The sequence below is a fragment of the Ruegeria sp. CH6 genome, assembly GCF_056537005.1.
This window is the reverse complement of sequence record NZ_JBQFQS010000001.1, coordinates 362,651-389,003: the sequence shown is the minus strand read 5'-3', so window position 1 is coordinate 389,003 and position 26,353 is coordinate 362,651. Positions and strand designations below refer to the sequence as shown.

The following is a 26,353-nucleotide window of genomic DNA, read 5'->3' as shown; positions in this document are numbered from 1 at the left end:
ATAGGACAGGCTCAATGCGCTTGAAAGGTCACAAATCGATATCCAGAGTGACCGGGAAGTGATCTGACGCCGTCAGCAGCGCTTCTCGCAACTCGGGCAATGCCCAACACCCTGTATCGTTGAATGGATGCCAGATGCGCCATTTTGGTTGGCGGTCGCGCAGATCTTCGCTGATCATCATATAGTCAAGCAGGGCCTCCAGAAACCGGCCTTCTTTAGGTTTGGGAAAACGTGCCGTTGACGGAATAGACCCCGGCCGCAAGCTGTTCGCGCTGACGGCATGCGGATCATATAGCCCGGCGTCTAATAATATCTCAACCGACGAGCGCCCGAAGAGATGCTCAAACTCATCCAGACCGGGCCCGTCGTTCAAATCACCCAGCAGGACCACCGGCTCCCCCTCGGCGACATGCGCTTTCACTCGTCGTGAAAGCCATACGGCCTGTGCAAGCTGCTTACGTCGGTTGGCGATCGAGATCCGAATAGCCTCATCGCGGTTATCCGCTCCATGAGGTGCCTTGGATTTCAGATGCGCGCCGATCAGACGGAATTCAAAGCCTGACTTGCTTTTCACCGCCAATTCCATCGGCGGCTTGGAAAAGCGGACAACATCCTCGGTGGCGTCGACGTCCAGATCTATTCTGAACTCATGATCAAATCGAGGGGCTCGATTGTTACTGGTTTCCTTTGGGTCGTGGCGAACGCTCAGTTGTTCAGGATCATATAGCAGCGCAAGTTCCTGATGCGTGTCGTTGGGAAATCCCATGATCGCCTGTGAGGTTCTGAGGTCGAAGGTTTCGGCAAACCCCTGAAGCGCGCGCACTGTGTTCTGACTTTTCCCGGTGTTTGGTGCTTCAACAATCAGGATTGCATCGGCATCAACCGCGCTCAACACCTTGGCAATGGCTTCAATCTGCTGAACCTTGGTGACATTGTGCCGGCCTGACCAGCTGTCATCGGCGATCAGAGTATCATTCTTGTCGAACAGGTTGGCGAACCATTCGATATTGTAGGTCGCCAAGCGCATAACTTCAGACCCGGGCGCCGTTGATCTCGTCCCATGCCCGGTTGATATCGATCATCTTCTTTTCAGCCAGACGGATCGCTTCTTCGGGAACACCACGCGCCATCATCGCGTCAGGGTGCGTGTCACGCACCAATTGACGCCAGGTTTTACGAATCTCCGGCAATGGCGTTTCCCGGGTCACTCCAAGAACCGTGTAGGGATCATTCGGCGCATCCGGCACAAAACGGGCACGTAATGCCATGAACTGCGCTTCGTCCTGGCCGAAAATACGACTGACTTCCTCAAGGAATTCGTTTTCGTTGGGGTGGTAAAACCCATCCGCCATCGCGATGTGGAACAACCCTTCCATCAAATCGCACAGCGTGGTGCTGTCTTCGGAAAACATGCGCGCGATCTTGCGGGCGTAATCCTGATAACCCGCGACATCGGTTCGGGCCATGTTGAAAACGCGTGCCGCGCCATCTTCGTCATCGCGAGCGATCTGGAATACTTCGCGAAAGGCTGTGACCTCATCGCGTGTCACCTGCCCGTCGGCCTTGGCCATTTTTGCGCCCAGCGCAATCACCGCGATTGCAAAGGCAACCGATCGTTCAGGCGGAGTGCGCAGCTTTTCAAAAACTGCGGTCAGGCTTTCGCCTTGGGCAAGCGCGCTCAGCGCATCGGATATGCGGGTCCAGATCGACATGCTTTCACCCTAGCGCGAGGAAACGTGACTGTCAGGTGCGACTAATCATTCCGTGGCAAGAATTTTCTGCATCAGAACAAGGTCCAACCAGCGATTCCATTTTCGGCCAACCTCGGGCATCCGGCCGACTTCGGTGAAACCAAGTGCTGAATGAAATGCGATTGCACCGGGGTTGTCGGATGAAACACCGGCGACCAAAACATGCACATCGTCCGCACGCGCGACGTCTTCAAGAGCAGTCATCAATGCCCGCCCCAATCCTCTACCTCGCGCAGCAGGAGACAGCTGAATGGAGTGCTCACGTGAATGGGCGTAGCCTGGGCCGCCCCGGAATGGGCCATAGGTTGCAAAACCCAGCACTTGACCGTCTGCTTCGGCCACCAGATACCGGTTTCCACGCGCCTCAACATCTGCCGCAATGCTCTCAACACTGCGTTCATCGGTAGTGAAGGTGATCAGCGTCTCGCGGATGATTGCATTCGTTATGTCAGCAATTGCCGGGGCATCCCCAACTTTGGCTGTTCGTACCATCATTCCAACACGCGCATCCCGCGCGGTGTTTCGAATTCGGCTCGCATGGCCACAGGTCCGGAATCAAACTCGATCAGTTCCAGCGGACCCAGCAGTTTCGCCAGATCAAGCGCATCAGGATGAAACACGACAAGGCGGCGCAACCTGCAGCCACTGGCCTGTAACATCTGTGCAGGGTGTAGATCGCCTTGCCACTGAATCAGCGCTGGAAACAGGTTATCAAATGGCAGGCGTCCCGAAGATGGAACAGCCATGCGCCACCTCAGCGCTCCGCGTTCCAGATCTATTGGCTGCCCGGCCCCTTCAGATAAGGAAACAAGGTCAGCTTCAATATCTTCCACACGGCAAATCCAGTTGGTCAGCCGTGGGGTACCTGAAAAACGGTCCAGATCGAACCAACGGGGAAATTCTGGCGCGGGTGCATTCGGATCGACGGCAATGGCCTCGAGGTAAAGACCATCCGCCAGCCCCAACAGCCGGTTATAGGTTCCGAATCTGGCGTGCTTTCCGCCTTCCTGTAGCTTAACGCCCAACGCTTCTTCAACATGAGCGGCAGCTGCTTCAAGCGTTTCGCCCGCGACTGCCAAATGATCCAGAATCATACGCTCTCCCCTTCGGTATGACCTCAAAGAAAAAGCAGCGCGCGGGTGCACGCTGCTTTCAATGTCATCTTCGCCGAAAAATTCCGGATGGCAAGAGTGCCTTGGCACGTTATCCGCGGGCTTCCCCAATCAGGCGCAGGATGTCCTGTGCCGCTTCGGGGATATTGGTACCCGGCCCGAAGATCGCCTTGACGCCGTGATCATAGAGGAACTGGTAGTCCTGTTGAGGGATAACGCCACCACAGATCACGATGATGTCTTCGGCTCCGGCTTTCTTCAGTTCCTCGACCAGTTGCGGTGCCAATGTCTTGTGGCCCGCTGCCTGCGAAGAGATGCCGATGACATGAACGTCGTTGTCCACAGCGTCCTGTGCTGCTTCGGCGGGTGTCTGGAACAGGGGTCCCACATCGACGTCAAAGCCGATATCAGCAAAGGCTGTTGCGATGACCTTGGCACCCCGGTCATGACCGTCCTGCCCCATCTTGACCACCAACAGGCGGGGGCGGCGGCCTTCAGCTTCGGCGAAGTCTTCGATGGACTTCTGGATCGCGGTAAATCCTTCATCACCTTCGTAGGCCGCGCCGTAAACACCGGCCAGGGTTTTTACCTCGGCACGGTGACGGCCGAACTCTTTTTCCATTGCCATGCTGATCTCTCCTACGGATGCGCGGGCGCGGGCGGCCTCGACCGCAGCAGCCAGCAGGTTTCCGCCCTCTTGGGCAGCCTTGGTCAAAGCGTCCAGCGCATGTTGGCAGGCAGCCTCGTCACGGGTCGCACGGATGCGTTCCAAACGCGCGACCTGCGCTTCGCGTACAGCCACGTTGTCGACGTCCAGAATGTCGATCGGGTCTTCCTGTTCCTTGCGGTACTTGTTGACACCGACGATTACCTCTTCACCTCGGTCGATCATCGCCTGACGGCGGGCTGCGCTTTCCTCGATCCGCAGCTTGGGCATACCGCTGGCAACCGCCTTGGTCATACCGCCCATTTCCTCGACCTCTTCCATCAAGGCCCAGGCTTTCTCGATCAGCTCATTGGTCAGGCTTTCGACGTAATACGAACCCGCCAGCGGATCGACCACATCGGTCACTCCGGTTTCCTCTTGCAGCACCAACTGCGTGTTCCGTGCGATACGGGCCGAGAAATCGGTGGGCAGTGCAATTGCCTCATCCAGAGCGTTTGTGTGCAGCGACTGGGTCCCGCCCAGAACCGCGCTCATCGCCTCATAAGCGGTGCGGATCACGTTGTTGTACGGGTCCTGTTCCTGCAAGCTGACGCCCGAGGTCTGGCAGTGAGTGCGCAGCATCTTGGACCGCTCGGACTTTGCACCAAAATCGGTCATCACCCGATGCCACAGCGTGCGCGCAGCGCGCAGTTTGGCGATCTCCATGAAGAAGTTCATGCCGATGGCAAAGAAGAAAGACAGACGGCCAGCGAATTTGTCTACGTCCATGCCGGCCTGCGTCGCGGCACGGACATATTCGCGCCCGTCAGCCAGCGTGTAGGCCAGTTCCTGAACAAGGTTCGCCCCGGCCTCTTGCATGTGATAGCCCGAGATCGAGATCGAGTTGAATTTCGGCATCTCGTTCGACGTGAATTCAATGATGTCCGAGATGATCTTCATCGAAGGTTCAGGCGGGTAGATGTAGGTGTTGCGCACCATGAACTCTTTCAGAATATCGTTCTGAATCGTGCCGGACAGAACAGATTTGTCGTGCCCCTGCTCTTCACCCGCAACGATGAAACTTGCCAAAATCGGGATCACCGCACCGTTCATGGTCATCGAGACAGAGACTTTGTCCAACGGAATGCCGTCGAACAGGATCTTCATGTCCTCGACACTGTCGATGGCCACACCCGCCTTGCCCACGTCACCAACCACGCGCGGGTGATCACTATCATAGCCGCGGTGCGTCGCCAGATCGAAGGCAACCGAGACACCCTGCTGACCCGCTGCCAGATTGCGGCGGTAGAAGGCGTTAGACTCTTCGGCGGTCGAAAAACCAGCATATTGGCGGATCGTCCAGGGGCGACCTGCATACATGGTCGCCTTCACCCCACGCGTGAACGGTCCGATCCCAGGCAGCGACCCCATATGCGGCAGTTCAGCCGTGTCTTCCTGCGTATAAAGCGGCTTGACGTCGATGCCTTCCAGCGTCTCCTTGGTTAGGTCGTCCAACGGGCGACCGCGCAGCTCTTTTTCAGCCAGCGCCTGCCAGTCTTTCGTATCGGTCATTGCGATTTCCTTTTCTCAATTCGGTTCGCGCCGGGCCGCAGCCCGCGCGTTGTGATGTTCGGTGGCACCCTTTCAAGGGTGGTTGAGCGCAACATTTTGAAGGCTGCGCGCATTTCGCCGGTCGCATTCACCGCTGCAGGGGCTATATTCAAACGAACAGGAGGCCCCATGACACGAACGCTTGCCCTTGTTTTATCGGCACTATTCCCGCTGGCAGCCATGGCCGCCGACGGGGCTGCACCCGCTGAAGACGAATTCGTCCGCCCCGCAGGTGAGAGCGATTTGAGCGAATTTCTGTGGGTCAGCCGACCCATCGTTGTCTTCGCCGACACGCCCGCAGACCCGCGATTCCAACAGCAGATCGACATGCTGCTTGATGGTGAAGACGCCATGCGCGACCGGGATGTCGTCGTGTTGACCGACACCGATCCATCCGCTCGTTCTCCGATCCGGTCGCAACTGCGCCCGCGCGGATTCCAGATGGTATTTGTTGACAAGGATGGTGTCGTCAAACTGCGTAAGCCTTCACCTTGGAGCGTGCGCGAAATCGGCCGATCCATCGACAAAACACCATTGCGGGAACGCGAAATCCGCGAACGTCGCGAGGGTGGTTGAAACAATGGCAAAGGGGTGACGCTTAGAACAGGGATCATCTCATGCATCCCTCTAAAGTGTCAGCGTCCCGAGAACGCGGTTCCGGGGGTAATGAGCCCCAAAACCTTAACCAAAAGTAGCCGACCGTCAGAACAACGATCACCGCTGTTAGGATCGCCCACACACCATCAAGTTTCGTTGTCGCTGATAAACGGGCGAGCCACGATGCACCCAAAATGGCTATGACAACACCCGTCGCAAGTCCCATAAGGTCGGGCCAGTTGCGGTAAACCAAGCGAGTGAGCGCCGCATAGGTTATTCCAGCAACAACACCAGAAGTTACAAGAGCCGCATTCACCGTCTCAATTGAGACGCTTTCGCACCGCAAAGGGCACTCCACATAGACGAGTATCAACCATGACAGCACAAATTGCACTGCCATAGTTAGCATGCTGATCCATATATGGTGGATGAAGCTCATGTTAGTTTACGTCTACTCGAACTCGATGATCACATCATCCACAGCAAGGCTGTCGCCGGGGCCAGCATTTACCTTGGCCACAACACCCTTCTTTTCGGCGCGCAGGATGTTTTCCATCTTCATCGCTTCAACGGTGCAGAGTGCCTGACCTTCCTGAACTTCTTGACCCACTTCGACGTCGACTTTGACGATCAGTCCCGGCATCGGGCACAGCAGCATTTTCGACGTATCGGGCGGCAACTTTTCTGGCATCAGCTTGGCCAGCTCTGCCGCGCGTGGGCGGCGGACATGCACCTTGAGATCCGCGCCACGGTTCCGAATGCGGAATCCACCGGACACTTTGCCAGCTTTTAGCACAAGCGGGCTGCCGTCGACGTCCAGGACGGCCAACTGGTCGCCGGGCGTCCAGTCGGATGCGACACGCAGGGTCGATCCATCCTCAAATTTGACAGTCGCGCCTTCTTTGTCCGCGTTGACTTGAACAGCGTATTCCTGTCCTTGCAGCGACACGACCCAACGTTTGCCAACCTTGCGCTCGTGATTATCCATCCGACCCGAAACACGAGTGCGACGGATTTCTGCAACCCGGTGCATGGCTGCACATGACGCTGCAATACGACGCAGATCGGTCTCAGACAGTTCAACGCCTTCAAAGCCGTCTGGATACTCTTCGGCAATGAAAGCCGTAGTCATATCGCCACTGATGAATTTGGGATGATCCATCACGGCCGACAGGAACGGCAGGTTGTGACCGATCCCCTCGACCTCGAAACTGTCGAGCGCCACCCGCATCGCCTCGATGGCTTGCTCACGGGTCGGTGCCCATGTGCACAGCTTGGCGATCATTGGGTCATAGTACATGCTGATCTCACCGCCCTCATAAACGCCGGTGTCGTTGCGCACGGCTGCGTCACCACTTGGGGCCTCACCCTGCCACTTGTCATTGACCAGCAACGGACCCGCCGCGATTTCCTGAGGCGGGCGATAGCGGGTCAGACGACCGATGGATGGCAAGAAGTTACGATAAGGATCTTCCGCATACAGACGGTTCTCAATGGCCCAGCCGGTCAGCGTCACGTCGTCCTGAGTGATGGACAGCGGCTCACCCGCGGCAACACGGATCATCTGTTCAACCAGATCGACGCCTGTGATCAGTTCAGTCACCGGGTGTTCCACCTGAAGGCGGGTGTTCATTTCGAGGAAGTAGAAGTTCTTGTCTCCATCAACGATGAACTCCACCGTACCGGCACTGGCATATCCTACGGCCTTGGCCAGCGCGACGGCCTGCTCACCCATGGCACGGCGAGTATCCTCATCAAGGAAAGGCGATGGCGCTTCTTCCACAACTTTCTGGTTGCGGCGCTGGATCGAACATTCGCGCTCACCCAGATAGATGCCGTTACCGTGACTGTCGCAAAGCACCTGAATCTCGATATGGCGCGGTTGGGTCACGAATTTCTCGATGAAAATCCGATCATCGCCAAAGGAATTCGCGGCCTCGTTCTTGGACGACTGGAAACCTTCGCGTGTTTCTTCATCATTCCATGCGATCCGCATGCCCTTGCCGCCGCCACCGGCACTGGCCTTGATCATCACCGGGTAACCGATCTGTTGGCTGATTTTGACTGCCTCATCGGCGTCTTCAATCAAACCCATATAACCGGGCACGGTGGAAACGTTGGCATCCTGCGCGATCTTCTTGGAAGTGATCTTGTCGCCCATCGCCTCGATGGCGCCTTTCGGTGGGCCGACAAAAGCGACGCCCTCGGCCTCAAGCGCCTCGGCAAACTTGGCGTTTTCCGACAGGAAGCCATAGCCTGGGTGAACAGCCTGTGCACCGCTTTGACGAATGGCATCCATCACCTTGTCGATGACGATATAGGACTGGTTGGCCGGGGGAGGGCCGATATGCACGGCCTCGTCCGCCATTTCCACATGCAGCGCCTGTTTGTCCGCATCCGAATAGATGGCAACCGTGCCGATTCCCATCTTGCGCGCGGTTTTAATGACCCGGCAGGCGATCTCACCCCGGTTGGCGATCAGGATCTTGTTGAACATGGAACGTCCTTTGTCTTGGTGTTCTGGGAACGCAAAAACGCCGCTGCAGGGCGAAAGCCCCACAACGGCGTGATGCGTGATGACGGTCGGGGCAACGGATGCCCCGCAATGTTCTTGTTAGCTGCAGTTCTTCTGTGTCTTGCAGTAGAGCACGTTTCCTGCGGCCCCGACTGCGGCTCCGAATATCGGATCTGCGTTGAGGACGGCCGCACCGACCGCACCGGCGCCGCCACCGAGCAGCGCTTGCTCGCCGGTTGTGTCTCCGCAGGCCGAAACGCCCGCACAGGCGGCCAGTACAAGGATAAGTCGTGAGATTCGCATGATATCTGCCCCTTTGGATTTTTTGTCGCGATCGGGTGCAGATGCCGGAATAGCCCGCTGTTATTCAATATCAGATCCGAAGATCCCGACTTTTGCGCAGATATTTGCTGCTTTAAGACTGATATACGCGCAAAGAAAAACGCGGACAGGACTATGTGGGGAACACAAGCCTGCCCGCGGAAGGAAGGGGTACGGAATAGTAGGTGCATGTGCGGCGCAGGCAAAGTAGAGCCGCACGGCCCGCTCACCTTGCATGGCACAATTCCACCCGCCAACCAGTCATTGTTTCCATTTGAATTTCCGGCTGGTTTCTGCCCATCCGCAGAATTTCCGCGCAGAAATGCGCCGACAGCGGCCTTAGAAGTAAAGGGAAAATGCGCCAAATCACCCAGATAGATGGCGCCTTTTTGTCCCTGAATACTGGACGTTGCGATATGTGCCGCCGTCTGGATCAACTTCAGCCAACCCCATCAAAGATATCGGGAAAGGACTGCCGTGCCGCATCCAGATCAATGACCAGAAGTGCGTCATAACTTTCAGGATCAAACGGGTCTTCTGCCGCGATAACCTCACGCCCGAAAAGCCAGCTCAGACGACCGGCATCCAGATTGCCACGCTCAAATGGCTGATCACCAAAATGCTCCCACAGCGCTTCCATAAACGCTGTATCCGCACGCCGATCTGCCGGTTTGCGATCCCGGAACCGTTCACGTTGAGTTATTGGCGTCACGCCCTTCGGATTGGCGCGCCGGATTGTGAACTGAAAATCAGTGCCGGCTAAACGACCAGGGAATCCGCGATGCTTCAGCATACCTGCACCTCGCCGGGCAAACTGTTAGAATAAAAAAGAAAAAGACTTCCGTTCCGGAACGGGTTATCCATGCGCACCTCCAAAGCCGCATCGTTTCGCTGAAACGCGCCAACAACATGAGATGATCCCCTCATGGTCAGAGCCCCTCCCAGATACACTGGGATTGTTCCAGCCGATAGGCTTCGAAAAACTGCGTGGCATCGGGCGAGGCATTGCCGAATTCGATCGCGCGGTCGGAGAAAGAGATAACCACAAGCGCCGGCTCCAACTGGTGCCTATTTACGTAAGGGACAGCCAGAGTTTCACACAGATGCGCCATGTCCGTCGAAGCCACGTCATAGCCGATCCGCCCTACAGTCGAGCCGATCTTTGGAGCGATGAAACGGAAGCGCAACCACAGCTCGCCCGGATTGTTGTCGAGCAGCACATCGCTCAGTTCGACAGGCTGGCCAGAGGGAACGGGCAAAAGGGCATCGGTTAGCGCGGCAGTAGGTGCCATCAGGGCAAGAGCCAGTACAAGAGCACGGCCCCGGCCCTGCCAATAGCAGGCTCCTCCTTCCGGGGCCGCGTGCGCAGCACCTGTGGTGTGCACGATTCTATGTCTGGCAGAGCAACTCATGGCGCCGATTCGTCGCTGGTGTCAAATTGCGAGGGCGAAGTGATCTCAATCAGCTCCATATCGTCCGAATGTCGGACTTCGCGATGCACGATCCCGGGTGGTTGCAGAATGCAGGACCCTTCTCGCAAAAGATGCTCGCCCTGCCCTTCGTATTCGAAGACCACCCAGCCCTTGGTGACATAGACCATCTGAAAATCCAGATCATGCGAATGCCATGCACCCGGGCTTTCCATCCCGGGAACGGCCCGGATCACATGAGCCCCGAATTTACCCTGTGTCGCGTCTTTGATCCCGAGGTCCCGGTATTCAAAAAAGGCGCGCAATCCCTCGCCGACAAACGGGGACGTGTCGGCATGGGATACGGTAAAGGCTTGGTTTTTCCAGATTCGAAACATCCGTCACCAATGGCTGTTGATCAGGCTTTCAGTTGGACTGCGTACATCACAAAGGAATGTTGTCGTGTTTTTTCCAAGGGTTCTTCAGCTGCTTGTTACGCAGGCTGGCAAAGGCCTTGGACACACGGCGGCGGGTTGATTGTGGCATGATCACCTCGTCGATAAAGCCACGCTCGGCCGCAACAAAGGGATTGGCGAACCGGTCTTCGTAGTCCTGCGTGTGCTGCGCGATCTTCTCAGCATCTCCCAGATCGGCACGGTGGATAATCTCGGTCGCGCCTTTTGCGCCCATCACCGCGATCTCAGCGGTGGGCCACGCATAGTTAAAGTCTCCGCGCAGGTGCTTGGAGGCCATAACGTCATACGCACCGCCATAAGCCTTACGGGTGATCACGGTGACCTTTGGAACCGTGGCTTCGCCATAGGCAAACAGCAGCTTGGCACCGTGTTTGATGACACCGCCATATTCCTGCGAGGTTCCCGGCAGGAAGCCCGGCACATCTACAAAGGTCAGGATCGGGATTTCAAAGCAATCACAGAAGCGTACGAACCGCGCCGCCTTGCGGCTGCTGTCGATATCAAGGCAGCCCGCCAGAACCATTGGCTGGTTTGCGACGACACCAACAGTCTGCCCCTCGAGCCGGATGAAACCAGTGATGATATTCTTGGCGTAATCTTCCTGAATCTCATAAAAATCGCCCTCATCTGCCACTTTGGTGATGAGTTCTTTCATGTCGTAGGGCGTGTTCGGATTTTCCGGGATCAACGTATCCAGCGAAGTTTCAATCCGGTCGGGCTCATCAAAGAATGGGCGAACGGGTGGTTTTTCGCGGTTGTTGAGCGGCAGGAAGTCGACGAGGCGACGAACCTCGGCCAGTGCTTCAACATCGTTTTCAAAGGCGCCGTCTGCGACGGACGATTTCTTGGTGTGGGTCGATGCGCCGCCGAGTTCCTCAGCAGTTACAACCTCATTCGTGACGGTTTTCACAACGTCGGGGCCAGTCACGAACATATAAGAGGTGTCTTTAACCATGAAAATGAAGTCGGTCATCGCAGGGCTGTAGACCGCGCCACCGGCACAGGGGCCCATGATGACGCTGATCTGCGGCACAACGCCCGAGGCCATGATGTTGCGCTGGAACACCTCGGCATAACCCGCGAGCGAGGCCACGCCTTCCTGGATTCGCGCACCACCCGAGTCGTTGATGCCGATCACCGGCGCGCCATTCTGCATCGCCATATCCATGATCTTGCAGATTTTCTGAGCGTGCGTTTCAGACAGCGACCCACCGAAGACGGTGAAATCCTGCGAAAAGACATAGACCATGCGGCCGTTGATCGTGCCCCAGCCGGTCACAACGCCATCACCCGCAGGCTTTTGATTTTCCATTCCGAAATCGGTACAGCGGTGACTGACGAACATATCGAATTCTTCGAAACTGCCTTCGTCCACCAGCAGCTCGATCCGCTCACGCGCGGTCAGTTTCCCACGGGCATGCTGCGCATCGATACGCTTTTGCCCACCACCCAGTCGCGCGGCTTCGCGACGATCTTCGAGCTCGGAAAGGATGTCCTTCATCACGATAGTCCCCTGTGAAATTTTCCGGGACAATATAGGTTGCTGAAGGTGACCCAAAGGCTTTTTCCGCAAATTTGCAAAATTTTGGAAACCAGTCATGTGACAACTGCAAATTTGTTAATTAACGAATTAAGCCATCAATCTGATAGTAATTCCGAAATGCAGGCTCTAAGTGTGAACCATGCAGTTCAGTTCGCGCTCGATCGGGCACACTCCACCAACGCTTGCCACGCTGGTCCTGTTGTCAGGATTGTCAGCGCTGAGCATGAATTTGTACCTGCCCAGCCTGCCCTTCATGGCTGTCTATTTCGACACCGACTACAAGGTGATGCAGCTTTCGATAGCACTGTATCTACTTGTAAATGCACTTATGCAGATCCTGATCGGCCCCATCGCGGACAAAGCCGGTCGCCGACCTGTGCTACTGTGGGGTCTTGGGCTCTTTCTGTTGGCGACGCTCGGCTGCATCTATGCTCCGAATGTCGAACTCTTTCTGTTTTTCAGAATGAGCCAGGCTGTCATCGTTGTTGGCCTTGTCCTGAGCCGGGCCGCGGTTCGCGACATGTTCGAACAGGATCAGGCTGCATCGATGATCGGCTATGTGACAATGGGCATGGCAGTTGTTCCGATGATCGGGCCAGCCATTGGAGGAGTGCTGGAAGAAAGCTTCGGATGGAAGGCTAATTTCTGGCTGCCATTCGGATTGGCCGTTTTGGCATTGGCGCTGACCTATATGGATTTCGGTGAAACTTCGGCCAAAAGCGGCAAGACATTGATGCAGCAATTTCGGGAGTATCCCGAATTGCTGACCTCCCCCCGTTTTTGGGGCTATTCACTGTCCTCGGCTTTGTCCTCGGGCGCTTTCTTCGCCTATCTGGGCGGCGCGCCCTTCATTGGAACCGAAGTGTTCGGACTGACGGCCGCCGAAGTGGGCATCTATTTTGGTGCTCCCGCTGTGGGGTATTTCTTTGGCAACTTCATAAGCGGGCGTTATTCGGTTCGCTTTGGCGTCAACAGAATGGTCCTGTGGGGATGCTGGTTGAATGCAATTGGCGTCGCGCTATCCGCTGCCCTGTTTCTTGTGGGTATGGGAACTGCATTCAGCTTTTTTGGCTTCATGACCTTTGTGGGCCTCGGAAACGGTATGTCCATCCCCAACGCAACTGCTGGTTCCTTATCGGTGCGCCCGCATCTTGCCGCCACGGCGTCAGGATTAAGCGGTGCAATCATGCTGGGTGGCGGCGCGGCTTTGAGCGCACTTGCCGGAGCTTTACTGACCCGTGAAACCGGCGCAATGCCCCTGCTATGGCTGATGCTCGCGACCTCGATCCTGGCCATTATTGCCATCAGCAGTGTCATTTGGCGCGAACGGCAACTGGGACTTTAGGTCGCTTGCACTGAAAGGTTTGCAAAGTTAGCCTGCAGCTTCAGGAAAGCTGCAAAGATTCATCATGGCCACCCAAAAACTCTATGCCGGTGCAAAGTTGCGCGAAATGCGTACACGGCTATCGCTGACCCAAAAGGAATTCGCTGCCAAGCTTGGCGTTTCGCTCCCTTATCTCAATCAGATGGAGAACAATAATCGTCCGATTTCGACGACGGTTGTTCTGGCTCTGGCGCAAGAATTCGGGATGGATGTGACTGAACTGAGCACTGGGGACAGTGAAAGGCTGGTCTCGGACATGCGCGAAGCACTGGCCGATCCGGTATTTGCAGATTCGATGCCCCCTCTGGCTGATCTGCGTCTGACTGCATCAAACGCACCCGCCTTGGCGCGTGCCTTCATCGACTTGCACAAGACCTATCGCCAAACTCATGAGAGGTTGGCTTCGCTGGATGAGGCACTCGGACGCGAAGACGCGCGCACGCAGGCAAGCCCCTGGGAAGAAGTGCGCGACTTCTTCCACTATTGCGATAACTACATCGACGCGGTCGACCGCGCTGCTGAAAGGTTTGCCGAACGTGCCGAAGATCCTGGCGGCATTCGTCAAGCGGCCATCAACAGCCTTTCTGAAAGGGGCATTCAGGTCCGCTTTGCTGACATCGAAGACATGCGCAACTATGATTCCGACACCAGAACGTTGCGCCTGTCCTCACGTGCCGCGCCACAGACTCAGGTGTTTCAGCTGCTTCTGCAAGTGGCCCTGATCAGTCAGGACAAGCTGCTGGAAGCAACACTGGATTTCGCACGCTTTCAAAGCGAAGAGGCCCGTTCAATCGCCAAGATCGGCCTTGCGAACTATTTCGCGGGCGCGTCGCTGATGCCCTACGGGGCATTTCTGGCTGCCGCGCAGGAAGATCGCCACGATCTGGAATTGCTCAGCAACCGGTTCGGCGCATCAATTGAACAGGTCGCCCACCGCCTGTCGACACTGCAACGGCCCGGCGCCAAGGGAATTCCGTTCTTCTTTGTCAGGGTGGATCAGGCAGGAACCATCACCAAACGCCATTCTGCCACACGCCTGCAATTTGCGCGCTTTGGCGGGGCGTGTCCTTTGTGGAACGTCCACCGCGCCTTTGAAACGCCCGGCCATTTTCTGCTGCAACTGGCGGAAACCCCGGATGGAGTAAGATATATCTCGCTGGCGCGGGATGTTTCCAAATCGGGGGGGTCTTTCGGCGCACCCGTACGCAGATACGCCATCGCATTGGGGTGTGAAGTCCGCCATGCCGAGGCTTTGGTCTATGCCGACAACCTCGACATCAATAACGCTAGCGCATACGAGCCTATTGGGATTTCCTGCAGAATTTGCGAGCGCCAGACCTGCCATCAAAGGTCTGTTCCACCGCTGGAGCGTCGCCTGACAATCGATGCCCATACCCGCGGCACGCTGCCCTATGAGGTGACTTAAGCGCTACAATACGTGGCGGGAGCGCTACCCCCGCCCGTGTTTGTTGATCAGGATTTGGACAGGATCGCCCAAATCTCATCCTTGAGTGCTGCCCGTTTTTTGCGCAGCTCCACCTCCGCCAACTCCTCCATCGGTTCGATATTGGTTTCAGCCCGATGTACGGTTCGATTGATTTCGTGATATTCGTCAGACAGTCGGGCGAAATGGGCATCCGATTGCTTGAGCTGGCTCATCAACTCGACCTTGTCGGGAAACTCTTCGGCCAGTTCATGCGGGGTGTGAGACATTGCTGTTCGCTCCTTGATCTATCGTTACAAACCATTGGTAAAGGTGATCGTTCCATACCTCTTTGACCCGGATCAAATTTTGCCGGATTTCATTCAATATTCAACGCTTTGCCGGTCGCCATCCGGCAGATCGGGCTTCTGATGCCGAGCAAAACCATCGCTCACCCTTGCGTCGGCTGATTTTTGTCTTCGCATAGTATTTCTGTCCGGGCACATGGTAGATGCGTTCGCCGCTGGACGAGATGTTTCCTTTGATCTGACAGGGCTGTGAATTCTGGTTGCGCCCTGATGCCCGGTAGACCCAAGGCACCTGCACCTGCCCCGCATGCAACCCCTGATTTGAGGCGACCGCTTTGGTTTCGGCGGCAACATAATCGTTGGAGTACCTGCGATAGGCAAACGCGAGGCCCTCAAGCACCATTACCTGCGCGACATCTGTACCGCGCACGTTGCAACGTGCGACGACCCGATCGTATCGATCCCGGTCACGTGGTACGCAAGCCGCGGTCTTTCCCTCAAAACGCTCTTTGACCTGTTGGGTAGCCCAAGCCCCGCAAGACCAGTTTTGGCCCTGCGCATCCTTGCAGGACTGATCCAGTTCCGGAGCGTCGATCCCATGCAGACGAACGCGGACGCCACCCACATCCCATGTGTCGGCATCCACGACGTGAACACGCCCTTCGATCCGATCCGCTGAAAATGCCGCGACCGGGAAAGCCAGAACAAATGCTAAACAAATCCTTAACATACCTCCGATATGCACCCGACCATGGGTGCTTTCAACGGGGGCTGTTAAGAAAGGTTAACGCTGTGCCACTGCCCAATTAGGATTGATCCACGGACGGTCATTTGCCTTGGGCAATGGGTCCTTGCCCAGCAAATGATCCGAGACCTTCTCACCCACCATGATAGATGGCGCATTGAGGTTTCCGTTGGTGATCTGCGGGAAGACCGAGCTGTCGGCAACGCGCAGCCCATCTACGCCGATCACACGACCTTCGGGATCAACAACCGCGTTTTTGTCATCGGCACGTCCCATCCGGCAGGTCCCACAAGGGTGATAGGCGCTTTCGGCATGTTCCGCGATAAAGCTGTTCAACTCTTCATCCGTCTGTACGCCCGCTCCTGGCTGGATTTCCTTTCCGGCATAAGGTTTGAACGCGTCCTGCCCAAAGATCTCACGGGTCAGGCGAATGCAGGTGCGGAAATCTTCCCAATCCTCTTCATGGCTCATGTAGTTGAACCGGATGACCGGCGCGTCTTCGGCCTTGGCCGAACGCAATGTGACCGCGCCGCGAGACGGCGACCGCATCGGCCCCACATGCGCCTGGAAACCATGCCCTTCAGCTGCTGCCTGACCATCGTAACGCACAGCGATTGGCAGGAAATGGTACTGAATATCAGGATATTCCACGCCGGGCTTCGAGCGAATGAACGCCGCGCTTTCGAATTGGTTCGATGCACCCAGGCCGGTTTTGGTAAACAGCCACTGCGCCCCGATCAGACCTTTGCTGATCAGATTCCAGTGCTTGTAGAGCGTAATGGGCTGCAGTGATGCTTGCTGGATATACAGCTCCAAATGGTCCTGAAGGTTCGCACCAACACCCGGTCGGTCAGCAACAACCTCGATCCCGTGCTCAGCCAAATGCGCTGCGGGACCAATGCCCGATAACATCAGCAACTTGGGTGAGTTGATGGAGGACGCGGCCAGTACCACTTCGCGCCGTGCGCGGATGATTTCTTTCTTGCCGCCTCGGACAAGTTCGACTCCGGTTGCACGACCGTTTTCCATAACAACGCGCGAGGCCAGACCACGAACGACGTCACAGTTTTCTCGTTTGAGGGCGGGTTTCAGATAGGCATTTGCCGCCGACCAGCGCCGTCCTTTCCAGACGGTCTGCTCCATCGGGCCAAAGCCTTCCTGCTTTTCCCCGTTATAGTCACCGGTGACTTCGTAACCCGCCTGTTGACCCGCATCGACGAAGGCCTGGAACAGCGGATTTGCACGCGGCCCACGCGAGACATGCAACGGGCCATTGGTACCACGCCAGGTCGGATCTCCGCCATGGCCACCGTCATGCCATGTCTCCATGCGTTTATAATACGGAAGCACATCAGCATAGGACCAGCCATCTGCCCCCATCTCGGCCCAAGTATCGAAATCGCGGGCATGACCACGCACATAGACCATGCCGTTGATCGAAGATGACCCGCCGATAACCTTGCCACGCGGACAGGCCAGTCGGCGGTTGTTCAGATGCGGTTCCGGCTCGGACTGATAACCCCAGTCATAGCGCGACATGTTCATCGGGTAGCTGAGCGCCGCCGGCATCTGGATGAACGGACCAGCATCTGTGCCGCCATGCTCGATAACCAGAACCGAGGCCCCTGCCTCACTCAGGCGATAAGCCATCGCACAGCCCGCGGATCCTGCGCCAACGATGACGAAATCTGCTTCCATATTCACGACTCCTTGTCCCGCCGGCCCTGATCAGAAGGTGTTCGGCGGGGGTATTTTCAAAACGGTGAAGAGGTCATTCCCCGCGCGGGAAGCGCGCGTTTTCCTCTACGACATTCAGATCCATGTGGTTGCGCATGTAGCGTTCGGACGCCTTCTGCAGCGGCTGATAATCCCACGGGTAGTATCCGCCCTGACGCAGTGCCTCGTACACGACCCAGCGGCGGGCCTGACTGGCGCGCACATCGGAATCGAACTGGTCCAGATCCCAGCGAGCTTCGGACTTTGCCTTCAGCGTTTCCAGCGTGCCTGCATGTTCAGGGGAGTCCGCAAGATTGTTCAATTCGTGAGGGTCGGCCTCAAGATCATACAACTGGTCCGGATCCAGCGCGCACCGGTTGTATTTCCATTTACCATAACGAAGCGAAACCAGAGGTGCATACGACGCCTCAGCCGCATATTCCATCTTCACCGGCGCTGTGCGTTCGGTGCCATTGGCAAGCGGCACAAGGTCTTCACCATCCGTCCACGGCGCAATCTCTGCCATGTCAACGCCAGCCAACGCCCCGAGAGTCGGCGTGACGTCGATTGTTGAGACCGGCGTATCGATACGACCTGCAGGCATATCTGGTGCAGAAATCATCAGCGGCACACGGGCCGAACCCTCGTAGAAGTTCATTTTGAACCACAATCCCCGCTCGCCCAGCATATCGCCGTGATCCGAGACGAACATGATGATGGCTTCCTGACGGGTGGTTTCCAGCACCTCCAAGATCTCACCGATCTTGTCGTCCAGATATGAGATGTTGGCAAAATAAGCTTGCCGCGACTTGCGGATATCTTCTTCGGTGATGTCGAAGCTGCGCCAGTCATTGGCGTCAAAGATGCGCTTGGAATGCGGATCCTGATTGTCATAGCCGAGATCAGCGACCTCAGGCTGCAAATGCTCGCAATCTTCGTAAAGATCCCAGTATTTCCGGCGCGCTACATATGGGTCATGTGGATGGGTGAAGCTTACGGTGACGCACCATGGGCGGTCGTCCTTGCCACGGGCCAGATCATATAACTTGGCCTTGGCGTTGTATGCGACCTCGTCGTCGTACTCCATCTGGTTCGAGATTTCAGCCACCCCCGCGCCCGTCACCGAACCCATATTGTGATACCACCAGTCGATCCGTTCGCCGGGTTTGCGATAATCCGGGGTCCAGCCGAAATCTGCTGGATAGATGTCGGTCGTCAAACGATCCTCGAACCCGTGCAATTGATCGGGACCCACGAAGTGCATCTTGCCGGACAGGCAGGTATAATATCCCGCGCGACGCAAATGGTGTGCATAGGTCGGAATGTCACTGCGAAACTCGGCGGCGTTGTCATAAACGCCTGTGCGGGATGGAAGCTGACCGGACATAAAGCTGGCCCGCCCCGGCGCACACAGCGGCGAGGCCGTGTAGGCATTGGCAAACCGGGTCGATTTGCTGGCCAGTTTCTTCAGGTTCGGAGCATGAAGCCAGTCTGCGGGACCGTCGGGAAAGAGGGTTCCGTTAAGCTGATCCACCATCAGGATCAGAATGTTGGGTTTTGTCATTTTTCAGCCTCAAGCAGGGTATTCAGAACACGCATTGCATGGTTGACGGCCAGTTGCGGTTCTTCGGGTGCGCTGAGTGCAGCGCGGATATAAAGCCCATCGATCAGGGCAATCATGTTTTCAGCTGCTTCGACCGGATCTTTCATGACCGGGCGCAGGGCATCGGTCAGATTCGACCGGATACGTGCCTGATAGATCTGCCACAGGCGCAACGCATCATCATTGGTCTGCGCCAGCACATAAAAGGTCATCCAGGCGGCGATGACGTCGGGCGTAAAGCAAGAAGGCGCAAAACACGCCCGGATGATGGCATGTGCTCGTTCTTTCGGGTCGGCTGCCTTGAGCTCGTTCCGAGCTTCTGCCCCGAAATCCGAGAGAATACGGCGCATTGCCGCCAGAAAAATCTGATCTTTACCGCCAAAATAGTGATGCGCCAGCGCACTGGACATCCCTGCTCGCTTGGCAATCTGGCTGACAGTTACATCAAGGGATTTTTTCGAACCAAGTTCTGCGATTGTCGCTTTGACAATCGCATCACGCCGGATCGGCTCCATTCCGAGTTTTGGCATCGCTGCCCCCCTCAACACAACCTGATGGGAAAACGCTAAGGGGTTTTTATTGACTCGTCAATCAATAACGCACATTTGGCTACGCTCGCCTGTATCTAAAGCTTGGGCGCAATACTCGGAGGCGTCAAGTTTCCTCGCTTTAGGACCGCCTCTCGCCAAGTGATAAATGTCACCGCTGCAAGGATCAAAGTCCCACCCGCGACCACCCACAGGTCAATGCCTTCATGGAACACAAAGGCGCCCAGCAAAGTGGCCCAGATCAGTTGAAGAAAGGTAACCGGCTGCGTCACGGCCACCGGAGCAGCCTGCAACGCAAGCGTCATGAAATAGTGCCCTGCGGTGGCAAAGCTGGCGATGAGAAAGAGCACGCCGATATCGCGCGGGCTGGGCGGGGTCCAAACTGCGATCGCGAAGGGGATCAGGAAAATGGTGGTCCAGATAGACAGATGGGCCACCACCACGGATGGGCGGACATCCTGCACCATCGCCTTGGCGAGCAGATAAGAGCCACCAAGCATCAGAGAAGTGCCAAGCATGGCCAGATGTCCAGTCGATACCTCCCGAAAGCCCGGACGGAGGATGATCGCGGCTCCGATCAGAGCCACCAGTACCGCCGCGATCCGGCGAAACGCCATTTTCTCACCCAGAAAAAGTGCAGCGCCTAGCGTGACATAAACCGGAGTGAGATAATTCATGGCTGTCACTTCAGCCAGTGGGATTTGCGTCATCGCATAGAACCACAGCATGACGCCAACCGCGTGAATCATCCCGCGTACACCAAACAGCTTCAGGTGTCGGCGCGTCAGATGAGTTGTCATGATTGCGCGCATTGCAGGCAACAGAAACACAAGCCCCAGGACATAGCGAAGAAAGGCTGCCTGAATAGGGTCCATCGATGTACCCAGAGACTTGACCAACGCCGTCATCGCTACAAAGGACAGCCCGGCGGAGAACATCCAGAACATGCCGGCAAGCGGGCGGGATTGAATGGCAACCGTTGTCATGGAAACGGTTGAACACCGAAACCCGACGAGGAACAACCCTTCACATCGCAACAAGTTTGTAGGCAATGCCCAGCATGACGATCCCGATGATCATATCCAGCACTTGCCACGCGCGCGGGCGGGCAAAGACAGGGGACAGAATTCCCGCCCCATACCCAAGCGAAAAGAAGAACACAAAGCTGGAGAACATAGCCCCAAGGGCAAAACCCATCCGATCATCATATTGTGCCGAGATCGAACCGATGAGAACGACGGTATCAAGATAGACATGCGGGTTAAGCCAGGTGAAGGCCAGCACCGTGAGCAGAGCGGTGCGCAGGCTGGTGCGTTGGCTCTCACCCACGTCCATGACTGCCCCACCCCGCCAAGCAGATTGCAGGCTACGCAGCCCATACCATGTCAGGAATATCGCGCCCCCATAGCGCATGACAGTTTCAAACCATGGGGCCGCCTCGGCCAGCTTTCCAAATCCCGCTACGCCCGCACCGATCAGGATGGCGTCTGAAACTGCACAGGTCAGGCAAAGTGCAAATACATGCTCGCGCCGCAATCCTTGCCGCAGCACAAAGGCGTTTTGCGCGCCGATAGCGAGGATAAGGCTAAAACCAAGGGCAAAACCGGCAATCATGGATGCGGACATGAGGACTCCTGTTCATTGCCAGTTTGACTAGACGCCTCGGATAGCTTTATCAAATTAAAGAAACTGAAGCCTATTAAGTTCTGCTAATGCAACTGGATCCACATCATCTGTCCGCTCTTTCTGCGATCCTGCGACATGGCAGCTTTGAAATTGCAGCTGCCGAACTTTCGGTGACACCATCGGCAATTTCACAGCGTATCAAAGCCCTTGAAGATCGGGTGGGTGTGGCGCTGGTCCAGCGCGGCGTGCCCTGCACAGGTACACCCGCTGGATTGCGGATTGCCCGGCATGCTGAAGACATCGGACTGCTTGAGGCACAACTGGGTCAGGAACTGGCAATCGACCGGGCGACAGGGTCCGCCAGAGTTAAAATTGCTGTTCCTGCAGACAGCCTTGCGACATGGTTCATTGATGCCATGGCACAGGTTGACGACATGTTGTTCGACCTCGTCGTCGATGATCAGGATCACTCAGCAGAATGGCTGCGCCGTGGAGAAGTGAGCGCGGCAATCACAGTCGGTGGTCAATCCGTTACCGGGTGCGATGCCACTGCATTGGGAGCGCTGCGATATCTGGCCACTGCAAGCCCGGGCTACATGCACAAATGGTTCGCCGACGGTGTCAATCACACCTCACTCGCACGCGCACCGTCTCTGACCTTCAACCAAAAGGACAATCTTCAGCGCGCATGGATCTCGACACAGACAAGTCAACGCATATCGCCCCCTTCGCATTTCCTGCCGTCTACACAAGGATTTGTCGAAGCCGCTGCGGCAGGGTTGGGTTGGGGTATGAACCCCGAAGTTCTCGCGCAGCCATTTATCAATGATGATCGATTGTGTGAGGTCGTGCCCAACTCGCATCTGGACGTGGCATTGACCTGGCAGGTCGGGCGTATTCTGGCCCCTGCCCTTGCGCCATTGACGCGCGCAGTCAAGGATGCAGCAACGCAGGCCTTGATCCGGGCATAAATCCACCCGATAAGGCATAAACCATTGGAGAATTAACATGTTTTCCCGCGACAGCCTCAGCTACGACCCGCTCCCGCTGCCCGATCGCAGCGACCTGACAGATGAACAGATGGCCGCAGCAGCTCAGGAATTCTATGAGGTCATGCGCAAGCGTCATACAGTACGGGACTATTGTGACCGACCGGTGTCGCGAGAAGTCATTGAAAGCTGCATCCGCACTGCGGGAACCGCGCCGTCCGGGGCAAATCACCAGCCCTGGCACTTTGTCGCGATTTCGGATCAGGCGCTGAAGCAACGCATTCGCGAGGAGGCCGAGGAAGAGGAACGCCGGTTCTATGCAGGCGGCGCTGGTGATGAGTGGATCAAGGCGCTGGAGCCAATTGGCACCAATGAGGTCAAAGAACATCTGACCGTAGCGCCTTGGCTGATCGTGGTCTTCGCACAGCGCTGGGGACAGTTCGAAGACGGTACACGTTACAAGAACTACTACGTACCCGAGAGCGTGAATATCGCCACCGGCTTTCTGCTTGCAGCGTTGCACCACGCAGGCCTCAGCACGCTGACACACACGCCCAACCCGATGCGCTTTCTGAACGATGCGCTGGATCGCCCGGCTTCGGAAAAACCGACGATGATCATAGCGGTCGGGCACCCGTCAGACGATGCAACCGTGCCCTCCGTTGCAAAGCTGAAGAAACCGCTTGAAGAGGTTGCATCCTTCTACTGATCACACGTGTGCACCCACCAATTCGGCGTAAAACTTGTCGAAACTTAAAATTCGAATATATTTATCCACCTGTAGTAACTTGTACGCTGGTATAGGTGGGCGCGCGAATGGCCACCGATTATGTGGTTGCAGCATATTATCTCGGGAACACCGGCAGCGACGGTGGCAAAGCGGGTGAGCCCGCTATCGCGACCGTTGTGACTCTGACCGACGAGAACATGGATGACACAATCGCCGAAGGTGAAGACACGATCGACGGCTTCACCATCTCAGCCCTAAAAGACCAATCCACGATTGAGTTGGAAAATGGACTGACCGTAACGGGCTGGTACATCGAACACGAGGACGCCTCGGGTGACAAAGAGATATACTTTGTACCGACAGATGGAACTGTTCCGTCTGACAGCGTGCTCGCTGAAGACTCCGAGCAAAATGGTGATCAGGAGGGCGATCCGGGTGACCTGACACCTATCCCTCCACCGCCCTGCTTTGCAGCTGGGACAAGAATTACAACTGAAACCGGATTTTCAACCATCGAGTCTCTTGGAGTGGGAGATCGTGTCCAGACCAGAGATCACGGAATTCAGAAAATCCGGTGGATCGGACGTGCTACGTTGGATCGCGAAATCTTGAGTAAGGCGAGTTTCACACGGCCGATACGAATTAAGCGGGGCGCACTGGGTCGGAATTTACCCAAACGGGATCTCTATCTTTCGCCTATGCACCGAGTGCTTTCATTTGGTCCCCAAATCAACCTGCTGTTCGCTGAAAACGAGGCCTTTGCTGCAGCAAAGTTCCTGACACCTCTTGAGGGGGTATCTCAACAAAACCCAAAAAGCGTGACTTATTATCATCTGCTTTTTGACCGCCACGAAGTCATCCAATCAGAAGGCGTCTGGACCGAAAGCCTGTATCTGGGAGAAAACAGTGCAGGTGGTTTCGATCAGGACCAGTTGCAGGAACTATGCTGCCTCTTCCCTGAGCTCATTGATGACATCACGGCCCACTCGATGGTTCTGGCCAGAAGAGATCTCAGGAAATTCGAGATGCACGCAGCACTCTGAGATGACCGACCGGCTTGAGCGTGCCATGTGCCAACAACGCTTATTCAGCTGCACCGGTCTGTTGCTCTGCTAATCGGTTCGTTGGCAAGACCACGCGATAGCAGGCATATGCGGCCCATAAACTGCAGATAACGATGAACACGATCGCCAGTGCGACTTCGTGCATATGGGCTACGGCTGCTAAAGCGGCAGAGATTATGACAGCAGATAGTCTGCAGATGCTTTTAATCGCTGCAGACCCTTTGACGCGTTGTTCCTTGGGGGCGACATCAAGGAAGTAAAGCTTCCTTGCACTGCTGATACCCGTCACCGCCACTGTCACGATGAACAAGGCCACCGCGTGCAAGTGTATGTCGTGATCAATGCCGATGTAATGAACAGAAACCAATACTGCGCCGGTCGCCGCCACCATCAATGTCCCGGTAACCATTACCGCGCGATGCGATTTCATGTTTATGAATTGCCACAATGGCGCAGAGATTAGATACCCCGATGCCGATGAAATGATTAGGGCGGTTAAACCCTTGGCAGTCGCATGATGCGCCTCGGCCGCAATCAACGCAAAAAATGGTACGGCCAAAGCAACCACAACCAACGGCAGCCGCATCACCAGATATTGCCGGAACCAGGCCTGATCAAACATTGCACGAATGTCGCCGATGTACTGACCTGCGGACCGGTGTTGCGGGCGTTCAGCCTGCATCCCGGTTTTGTCATCCCGGGCCAGCTCTGCCATCGCAAGAATGGACAGACCGGAAAGAACAAAAAAGGTAACGGCTGCAGCAATTACCGTCGAGTGGCGCGAAAACGGCGGATTTTCCTTGGTAATTTCGTGCAGTATCAAGGTCAGTGCGATTGCACCCAACCCCCCGGCGCCAAGCTGCAGATAATGCATCCACATCCTGGATTTCGACTTCAGATGATCACCCAGTAGATCTGTCAGCATGAGGCTTTGGATCTCTTCCACCAATCCGATGCAAAAAAACGCAGCCACAAACGCCACAGCAATCAGGGGCGTACCTCCAACCGCAGCGACAACAATCGCCACCAACAAACAAGCGCCTATGCCAATTTCAGTGAGCGCTATAGCGCGCTTTTTCTGTTGTTTTGCGGAAATCCGGCCAGCAAGAAAAACATCCGACAGCGTGCCACCGATTTTTCGAACCGACACCAGTGCCCCAGCCAAAAACATCGGCATTTCAAGCGAGACCGCCAGAAAAGGCAGAACAACTGACGGGCTGCCCATTGTCCACGCGACTTGCGACAGAATACTCTGCCCTGCCAATACAGGGACGTTTCGCCTTTCGAGATCGGTCGTGGACTTATCCGCCATTTCCCCATCGTTTTGCCATCTGACCACAAGCCTATAACCTCAAACAATTTCGGCCAAGCGGTAAGTTTAACGCGCAAAAAACGAAAAACCCGGCTCATTGAGCCGGGTTTAAAACAGTCGTCAGGGTCGCAGAATTCAGAGTTGCGCCATGACCTCGTCCGATGCTTCGAAGTTCGTGGTAACGCGCTGAACGTCATCATCGTCTTCCAGCGCATCCACCAGCTTCATCAGCTTTTGCATGTCTTCCAGACCCAGCTCGGTTGTGGTGGTCGGCTTCCACACCAGCTTGGTGGACTCGGTCTCGCCCAGCGCCGCTTCTAGTGCATTGGACACGTCATTCAGATCTGTATCCGCGCACCAGATGATGTGGCCTTCGTCCGAGCTTTCGACATCTTCAGCGCCTGCTTCGATCGCCGCTTCGAACACTACGTCCGCGTCGCCAACAGATGCCGTATAAACAACTTCACCCTTGCGTTCGAACATGAACCCGACTGAACCAGTCTCGCCCAAGTTGCCGCCGTTTTTGGAGAAGGTCGAGCGCACTGTTGATGCAGTCCGGTTGCGGTTGTCGGTCATGGTCTCAACGATCACGGCCACACCGTTCGGGCCATAGCCCTCGTACCGGATTTCTTCGTAATCGTCGCCTTCGCCTGCAACCGATTTCTTGATCGCGCGGTCGATCACGTCCTTGGGGACCGAGTTCGACTTGGCTTCTTTCACTGCCAGACGCAGGCGCGGGTTCTTGTCGGGATCAGGGTCGCCCATCTTTGCGGCAACGGTGATTTCTTTCGACAGTTTGGAAAACAATTTGGACCGCGCGGCGTCCTGACGCCCCTTGCGGTGCTGGATGTTGGCCCATTTGGAATGGCCTGCCATGTTGCGTCCTCGTGATAGTGATTGCGTATTTGGCGCACATATAGACGT

Annotated in this window: 26 protein-coding genes; 6 read left to right on the top strand and 20 right to left on the bottom strand. The window is 56.1% G+C overall.

Features of this window, described 5'->3' with window-relative positions:
- Window positions 1-28 precede the first annotated feature (28 nt).
- The 5 genes from ACR0CW_RS02010 to scpA all read right to left on the bottom strand — a co-directional run bounded on the left by ACR0CW_RS02010 (window position 29) and on the right by scpA (window position 5,081).
- Window positions 29-1,027, bottom strand: coding sequence for an endonuclease/exonuclease/phosphatase family protein (locus ACR0CW_RS02010; RefSeq protein ID WP_480786646.1), 999 nt, complete (start codon window positions 1,025-1,027; stop codon window positions 29-31).
- 4 nt (window positions 1,028-1,031) lie between these two features.
- On the bottom strand, window positions 1,032-1,712 hold the full coding sequence (locus tag ACR0CW_RS02005) for a molecular chaperone DjiA (protein WP_155145277.1): 681 nt from the start codon (window positions 1,710-1,712) through the stop codon (window positions 1,032-1,034).
- 45 nt (window positions 1,713-1,757) lie between these two features.
- Window positions 1,758-2,246 (bottom strand): N-acetyltransferase family protein, encoded by a 489-nt coding sequence (locus ACR0CW_RS02000; RefSeq protein WP_480786645.1) that lies wholly within the window; start codon window positions 2,244-2,246, stop codon window positions 1,758-1,760.
- Complete coding sequence (locus tag ACR0CW_RS01995) at window positions 2,243-2,845, bottom strand: VOC family protein (RefSeq protein WP_480786644.1); 603 nt, start codon at window positions 2,843-2,845, stop codon at window positions 2,243-2,245. Before ACR0CW_RS01995 ends, ACR0CW_RS02000 begins: the two co-directional genes overlap by 4 nt.
- Before the next feature lie 109 nt (window positions 2,846-2,954).
- Window positions 2,955-5,081, bottom strand: a complete 2,127-nt coding sequence (gene scpA, locus ACR0CW_RS01990; protein ID WP_480786643.1) for a methylmalonyl-CoA mutase — start codon at window positions 5,079-5,081, stop codon at window positions 2,955-2,957.
- A gap of 168 nt (window positions 5,082-5,249) precedes the next feature.
- Here scpA and ACR0CW_RS01985 point away from each other — a divergent pair, with 168 nt between their 5' ends.
- On the top strand, window positions 5,250-5,696 hold the full coding sequence (locus tag ACR0CW_RS01985) for a DUF4174 domain-containing protein (RefSeq protein ID WP_170331654.1): 447 nt from the start codon (window positions 5,250-5,252) through the stop codon (window positions 5,694-5,696).
- A 472-nt stretch (window positions 5,697-6,168) separates the two neighbouring features.
- Here ACR0CW_RS01985 and ACR0CW_RS01980 read toward each other — a convergent pair whose 3' ends face one another.
- The 6 genes from ACR0CW_RS01980 to ACR0CW_RS01955 form a co-directional block, all read right to left on the bottom strand.
- Complete coding sequence (locus tag ACR0CW_RS01980; RefSeq protein WP_480786642.1) at window positions 6,169-8,214, bottom strand: ATP-binding protein; 2,046 nt, start codon at window positions 8,212-8,214, stop codon at window positions 6,169-6,171.
- A 117-nt stretch (window positions 8,215-8,331) separates the two neighbouring features.
- Complete coding sequence (locus tag ACR0CW_RS01975) at window positions 8,332-8,535, bottom strand: hypothetical protein (RefSeq protein WP_155145288.1); 204 nt, start codon at window positions 8,533-8,535, stop codon at window positions 8,332-8,334.
- 457 nt (window positions 8,536-8,992) lie between these two features.
- Window positions 8,993-9,346 (bottom strand): hypothetical protein, encoded by a 354-nt coding sequence (locus ACR0CW_RS01970; RefSeq protein WP_155145290.1) that lies wholly within the window; start codon window positions 9,344-9,346, stop codon window positions 8,993-8,995.
- 136 nt (window positions 9,347-9,482) lie between these two features.
- The gene (locus tag ACR0CW_RS01965; protein ID WP_480786641.1) at window positions 9,483-9,845 is read right to left on the bottom strand and encodes a DUF6497 family protein; all 363 of its coding nucleotides are present in this window, start codon (window positions 9,843-9,845) and stop codon (window positions 9,483-9,485) included.
- Between the two features lie 116 nt (window positions 9,846-9,961).
- Window positions 9,962-10,360 carry a cupin domain-containing protein gene (locus ACR0CW_RS01960; RefSeq protein ID WP_480786640.1) on the bottom strand — a complete coding sequence of 133 codons (399 nt, stop codon included), beginning with the start codon at window positions 10,358-10,360 and terminating at the stop codon, window positions 9,962-9,964.
- 46 nt (window positions 10,361-10,406) lie between these two features.
- On the bottom strand, window positions 10,407-11,939 hold the full coding sequence (locus ACR0CW_RS01955; protein WP_155145296.1) for an acyl-CoA carboxylase subunit beta: 1,533 nt from the start codon (window positions 11,937-11,939) through the stop codon (window positions 10,407-10,409).
- Window positions 11,940-12,120: 181 nt separating this feature from the next.
- On the opposite strand from ACR0CW_RS01955, the gene ACR0CW_RS01950 reads away from it, so the two are divergent.
- Window positions 12,121-13,326 carry a multidrug effflux MFS transporter gene (locus tag ACR0CW_RS01950; RefSeq protein ID WP_480739430.1) on the top strand — a complete coding sequence of 402 codons (1,206 nt, stop codon included), beginning with the start codon at window positions 12,121-12,123 and terminating at the stop codon, window positions 13,324-13,326.
- A gap of 64 nt (window positions 13,327-13,390) precedes the next feature.
- Complete coding sequence (locus tag ACR0CW_RS01945; RefSeq protein WP_155145300.1) at window positions 13,391-14,791, top strand: helix-turn-helix domain-containing protein; 1,401 nt, start codon at window positions 13,391-13,393, stop codon at window positions 14,789-14,791.
- 47 nt (window positions 14,792-14,838) lie between these two features.
- On the opposite strand, the gene ACR0CW_RS01940 is transcribed toward ACR0CW_RS01945, so the two are convergent.
- The 7 genes from ACR0CW_RS01940 to ACR0CW_RS01910 form a co-directional block, all read right to left on the bottom strand.
- Entirely contained in the window at window positions 14,839-15,078 is a 240-nt protein-coding gene (locus tag ACR0CW_RS01940; RefSeq protein ID WP_155145303.1) for an HP1242/YdcH family protein, read from the bottom strand.
- Between the two features lie 100 nt (window positions 15,079-15,178).
- Complete coding sequence (locus tag ACR0CW_RS01935) at window positions 15,179-15,826, bottom strand: thermonuclease family protein (protein WP_480786639.1); 648 nt, start codon at window positions 15,824-15,826, stop codon at window positions 15,179-15,181.
- Window positions 15,827-15,880: 54 nt separating this feature from the next.
- Complete coding sequence (betA, locus tag ACR0CW_RS01930) at window positions 15,881-17,539, bottom strand: choline dehydrogenase (RefSeq protein WP_480786638.1); 1,659 nt, start codon at window positions 17,537-17,539, stop codon at window positions 15,881-15,883.
- Window positions 17,540-17,612: 73 nt separating this feature from the next.
- Complete coding sequence (gene betC / locus ACR0CW_RS01925) at window positions 17,613-19,121, bottom strand: choline-sulfatase (RefSeq protein ID WP_480786637.1); 1,509 nt, start codon at window positions 19,119-19,121, stop codon at window positions 17,613-17,615.
- Window positions 19,118-19,690: a choline-binding transcriptional repressor BetI gene (betI, locus tag ACR0CW_RS01920; RefSeq protein WP_155145311.1), complete on the bottom strand. Its 573-nt coding sequence runs from the start codon at window positions 19,688-19,690 to the stop codon at window positions 19,118-19,120. Before betI ends, betC begins: the two co-directional genes overlap by 4 nt.
- 95 nt (window positions 19,691-19,785) lie before the next feature.
- Window positions 19,786-20,694: a DMT family transporter gene (locus tag ACR0CW_RS01915; RefSeq protein WP_480786636.1), complete on the bottom strand. Its 909-nt coding sequence runs from the start codon at window positions 20,692-20,694 to the stop codon at window positions 19,786-19,788.
- A 40-nt stretch (window positions 20,695-20,734) separates the two neighbouring features.
- Window positions 20,735-21,334, bottom strand: coding sequence for a LysE/ArgO family amino acid transporter (locus tag ACR0CW_RS01910; RefSeq protein ID WP_480786635.1), 600 nt, complete (start codon window positions 21,332-21,334; stop codon window positions 20,735-20,737).
- 86 nt (window positions 21,335-21,420) lie between these two features.
- Between ACR0CW_RS01910 and ACR0CW_RS01905 the strand changes: the two genes are divergently transcribed.
- From ACR0CW_RS01905 to ACR0CW_RS01895, 3 genes are all read left to right on the top strand, one after another.
- Window positions 21,421-22,305, top strand: coding sequence for a LysR family transcriptional regulator ArgP (locus ACR0CW_RS01905; protein ID WP_480786634.1), 885 nt, complete (start codon window positions 21,421-21,423; stop codon window positions 22,303-22,305).
- A 37-nt stretch (window positions 22,306-22,342) separates the two neighbouring features.
- Window positions 22,343-23,032 carry a nitroreductase family protein gene (locus ACR0CW_RS01900; protein WP_480786633.1) on the top strand — a complete coding sequence of 230 codons (690 nt, stop codon included), beginning with the start codon at window positions 22,343-22,345 and terminating at the stop codon, window positions 23,030-23,032.
- 107 nt (window positions 23,033-23,139) lie between these two features.
- Window positions 23,140-24,096: a Hint domain-containing protein gene (locus tag ACR0CW_RS01895; RefSeq protein ID WP_480786632.1), complete on the top strand. Its 957-nt coding sequence runs from the start codon at window positions 23,140-23,142 to the stop codon at window positions 24,094-24,096.
- Window positions 24,097-24,136: 40 nt separating this feature from the next.
- On the opposite strand, the gene ACR0CW_RS01890 is transcribed toward ACR0CW_RS01895, so the two are convergent.
- Together ACR0CW_RS01890 and ACR0CW_RS01885 are read right to left on the bottom strand one after the other, a co-directional pair.
- Window positions 24,137-25,429 (bottom strand): MFS transporter, encoded by a 1,293-nt coding sequence (locus ACR0CW_RS01890; RefSeq protein ID WP_155145324.1) that lies wholly within the window; start codon window positions 25,427-25,429, stop codon window positions 24,137-24,139.
- A gap of 135 nt (window positions 25,430-25,564) precedes the next feature.
- On the bottom strand, window positions 25,565-26,305 hold the full coding sequence (locus tag ACR0CW_RS01885) for a YebC/PmpR family DNA-binding transcriptional regulator (RefSeq protein ID WP_480786631.1): 741 nt from the start codon (window positions 26,303-26,305) through the stop codon (window positions 25,565-25,567).
- Window positions 26,306-26,353 lie beyond the last annotated feature (48 nt).

What these genes read in the sequence shown, in the direction of transcription:
- ACR0CW_RS01885 (WP_480786631.1), bottom strand. Translation starts at nt 26,305, where the DNA reads ATGGCAGGCCATTCCAAATGGGCCAACATCCAGCACCGCAAGGGGCGT.
- ACR0CW_RS01945 (WP_155145300.1), top strand. Translation starts at nt 13,391, where the DNA reads ATGGCCACCCAAAAACTCTATGCCGGTGCAAAGTTGCGCGAAATGCGT.
- ACR0CW_RS01935 (WP_480786639.1), bottom strand. Translation starts at nt 15,826, where the DNA reads ATGTTAAGGATTTGTTTAGCATTTGTTCTGGCTTTCCCGGTCGCGGCA.
- ACR0CW_RS01955 (WP_155145296.1), bottom strand. Translation starts at nt 11,939, where the DNA reads ATGAAGGACATCCTTTCCGAGCTCGAAGATCGTCGCGAAGCCGCGCGA.
- betA (WP_480786638.1), bottom strand. Translation starts at nt 17,539, where the DNA reads ATGGAAGCAGATTTCGTCATCGTTGGCGCAGGATCCGCGGGCTGTGCG.
- ACR0CW_RS01985 (WP_170331654.1), top strand. Translation starts at nt 5,250, where the DNA reads ATGACACGAACGCTTGCCCTTGTTTTATCGGCACTATTCCCGCTGGCA.
- ACR0CW_RS01900 (WP_480786633.1), top strand. Translation starts at nt 22,343, where the DNA reads ATGTTTTCCCGCGACAGCCTCAGCTACGACCCGCTCCCGCTGCCCGAT.
- ACR0CW_RS01960 (WP_480786640.1), bottom strand. Translation starts at nt 10,360, where the DNA reads ATGTTTCGAATCTGGAAAAACCAAGCCTTTACCGTATCCCATGCCGAC.
- ACR0CW_RS02005 (WP_155145277.1), bottom strand. Translation starts at nt 1,712, where the DNA reads ATGTCGATCTGGACCCGCATATCCGATGCGCTGAGCGCGCTTGCCCAA.
- ACR0CW_RS01970 (WP_155145290.1), bottom strand. Translation starts at nt 9,346, where the DNA reads ATGCTGAAGCATCGCGGATTCCCTGGTCGTTTAGCCGGCACTGATTTT.
- ACR0CW_RS01965 (WP_480786641.1), bottom strand. Translation starts at nt 9,845, where the DNA reads ATGGCACCTACTGCCGCGCTAACCGATGCCCTTTTGCCCGTTCCCTCT.
- ACR0CW_RS01890 (WP_155145324.1), bottom strand. Translation starts at nt 25,429, where the DNA reads ATGGCGGATAAGTCCACGACCGATCTCGAAAGGCGAAACGTCCCTGTA.
- ACR0CW_RS01905 (WP_480786634.1), top strand. Translation starts at nt 21,421, where the DNA reads ATGCAACTGGATCCACATCATCTGTCCGCTCTTTCTGCGATCCTGCGA.
- betC (WP_480786637.1), bottom strand. Translation starts at nt 19,121, where the DNA reads ATGACAAAACCCAACATTCTGATCCTGATGGTGGATCAGCTTAACGGA.
- ACR0CW_RS02000 (WP_480786645.1), bottom strand. Translation starts at nt 2,246, where the DNA reads ATGATGGTACGAACAGCCAAAGTTGGGGATGCCCCGGCAATTGCTGAC.
- ACR0CW_RS01975 (WP_155145288.1), bottom strand. Translation starts at nt 8,535, where the DNA reads ATGCGAATCTCACGACTTATCCTTGTACTGGCCGCCTGTGCGGGCGTT.
- ACR0CW_RS02010 (WP_480786646.1), bottom strand. Translation starts at nt 1,027, where the DNA reads ATGCGCTTGGCGACCTACAATATCGAATGGTTCGCCAACCTGTTCGAC.
- ACR0CW_RS01940 (WP_155145303.1), bottom strand. Translation starts at nt 15,078, where the DNA reads ATGTCTCACACCCCGCATGAACTGGCCGAAGAGTTTCCCGACAAGGTC.
- ACR0CW_RS01915 (WP_480786636.1), bottom strand. Translation starts at nt 20,694, where the DNA reads ATGACAACGGTTGCCATTCAATCCCGCCCGCTTGCCGGCATGTTCTGG.
- betI (WP_155145311.1), bottom strand. Translation starts at nt 19,690, where the DNA reads ATGCCAAAACTCGGAATGGAGCCGATCCGGCGTGATGCGATTGTCAAA.
- ACR0CW_RS01980 (WP_480786642.1), bottom strand. Translation starts at nt 8,214, where the DNA reads ATGTTCAACAAGATCCTGATCGCCAACCGGGGTGAGATCGCCTGCCGG.
- ACR0CW_RS01910 (WP_480786635.1), bottom strand. Translation starts at nt 21,334, where the DNA reads ATGTCCGCATCCATGATTGCCGGTTTTGCCCTTGGTTTTAGCCTTATC.
- ACR0CW_RS01950 (WP_480739430.1), top strand. Translation starts at nt 12,121, where the DNA reads ATGCAGTTCAGTTCGCGCTCGATCGGGCACACTCCACCAACGCTTGCC.
- scpA (WP_480786643.1), bottom strand. Translation starts at nt 5,081, where the DNA reads ATGACCGATACGAAAGACTGGCAGGCGCTGGCTGAAAAAGAGCTGCGC.
- ACR0CW_RS01895 (WP_480786632.1), top strand. Translation starts at nt 23,140, where the DNA reads ATGGCCACCGATTATGTGGTTGCAGCATATTATCTCGGGAACACCGGC.
- ACR0CW_RS01995 (WP_480786644.1), bottom strand. Translation starts at nt 2,845, where the DNA reads ATGATTCTGGATCATTTGGCAGTCGCGGGCGAAACGCTTGAAGCAGCT.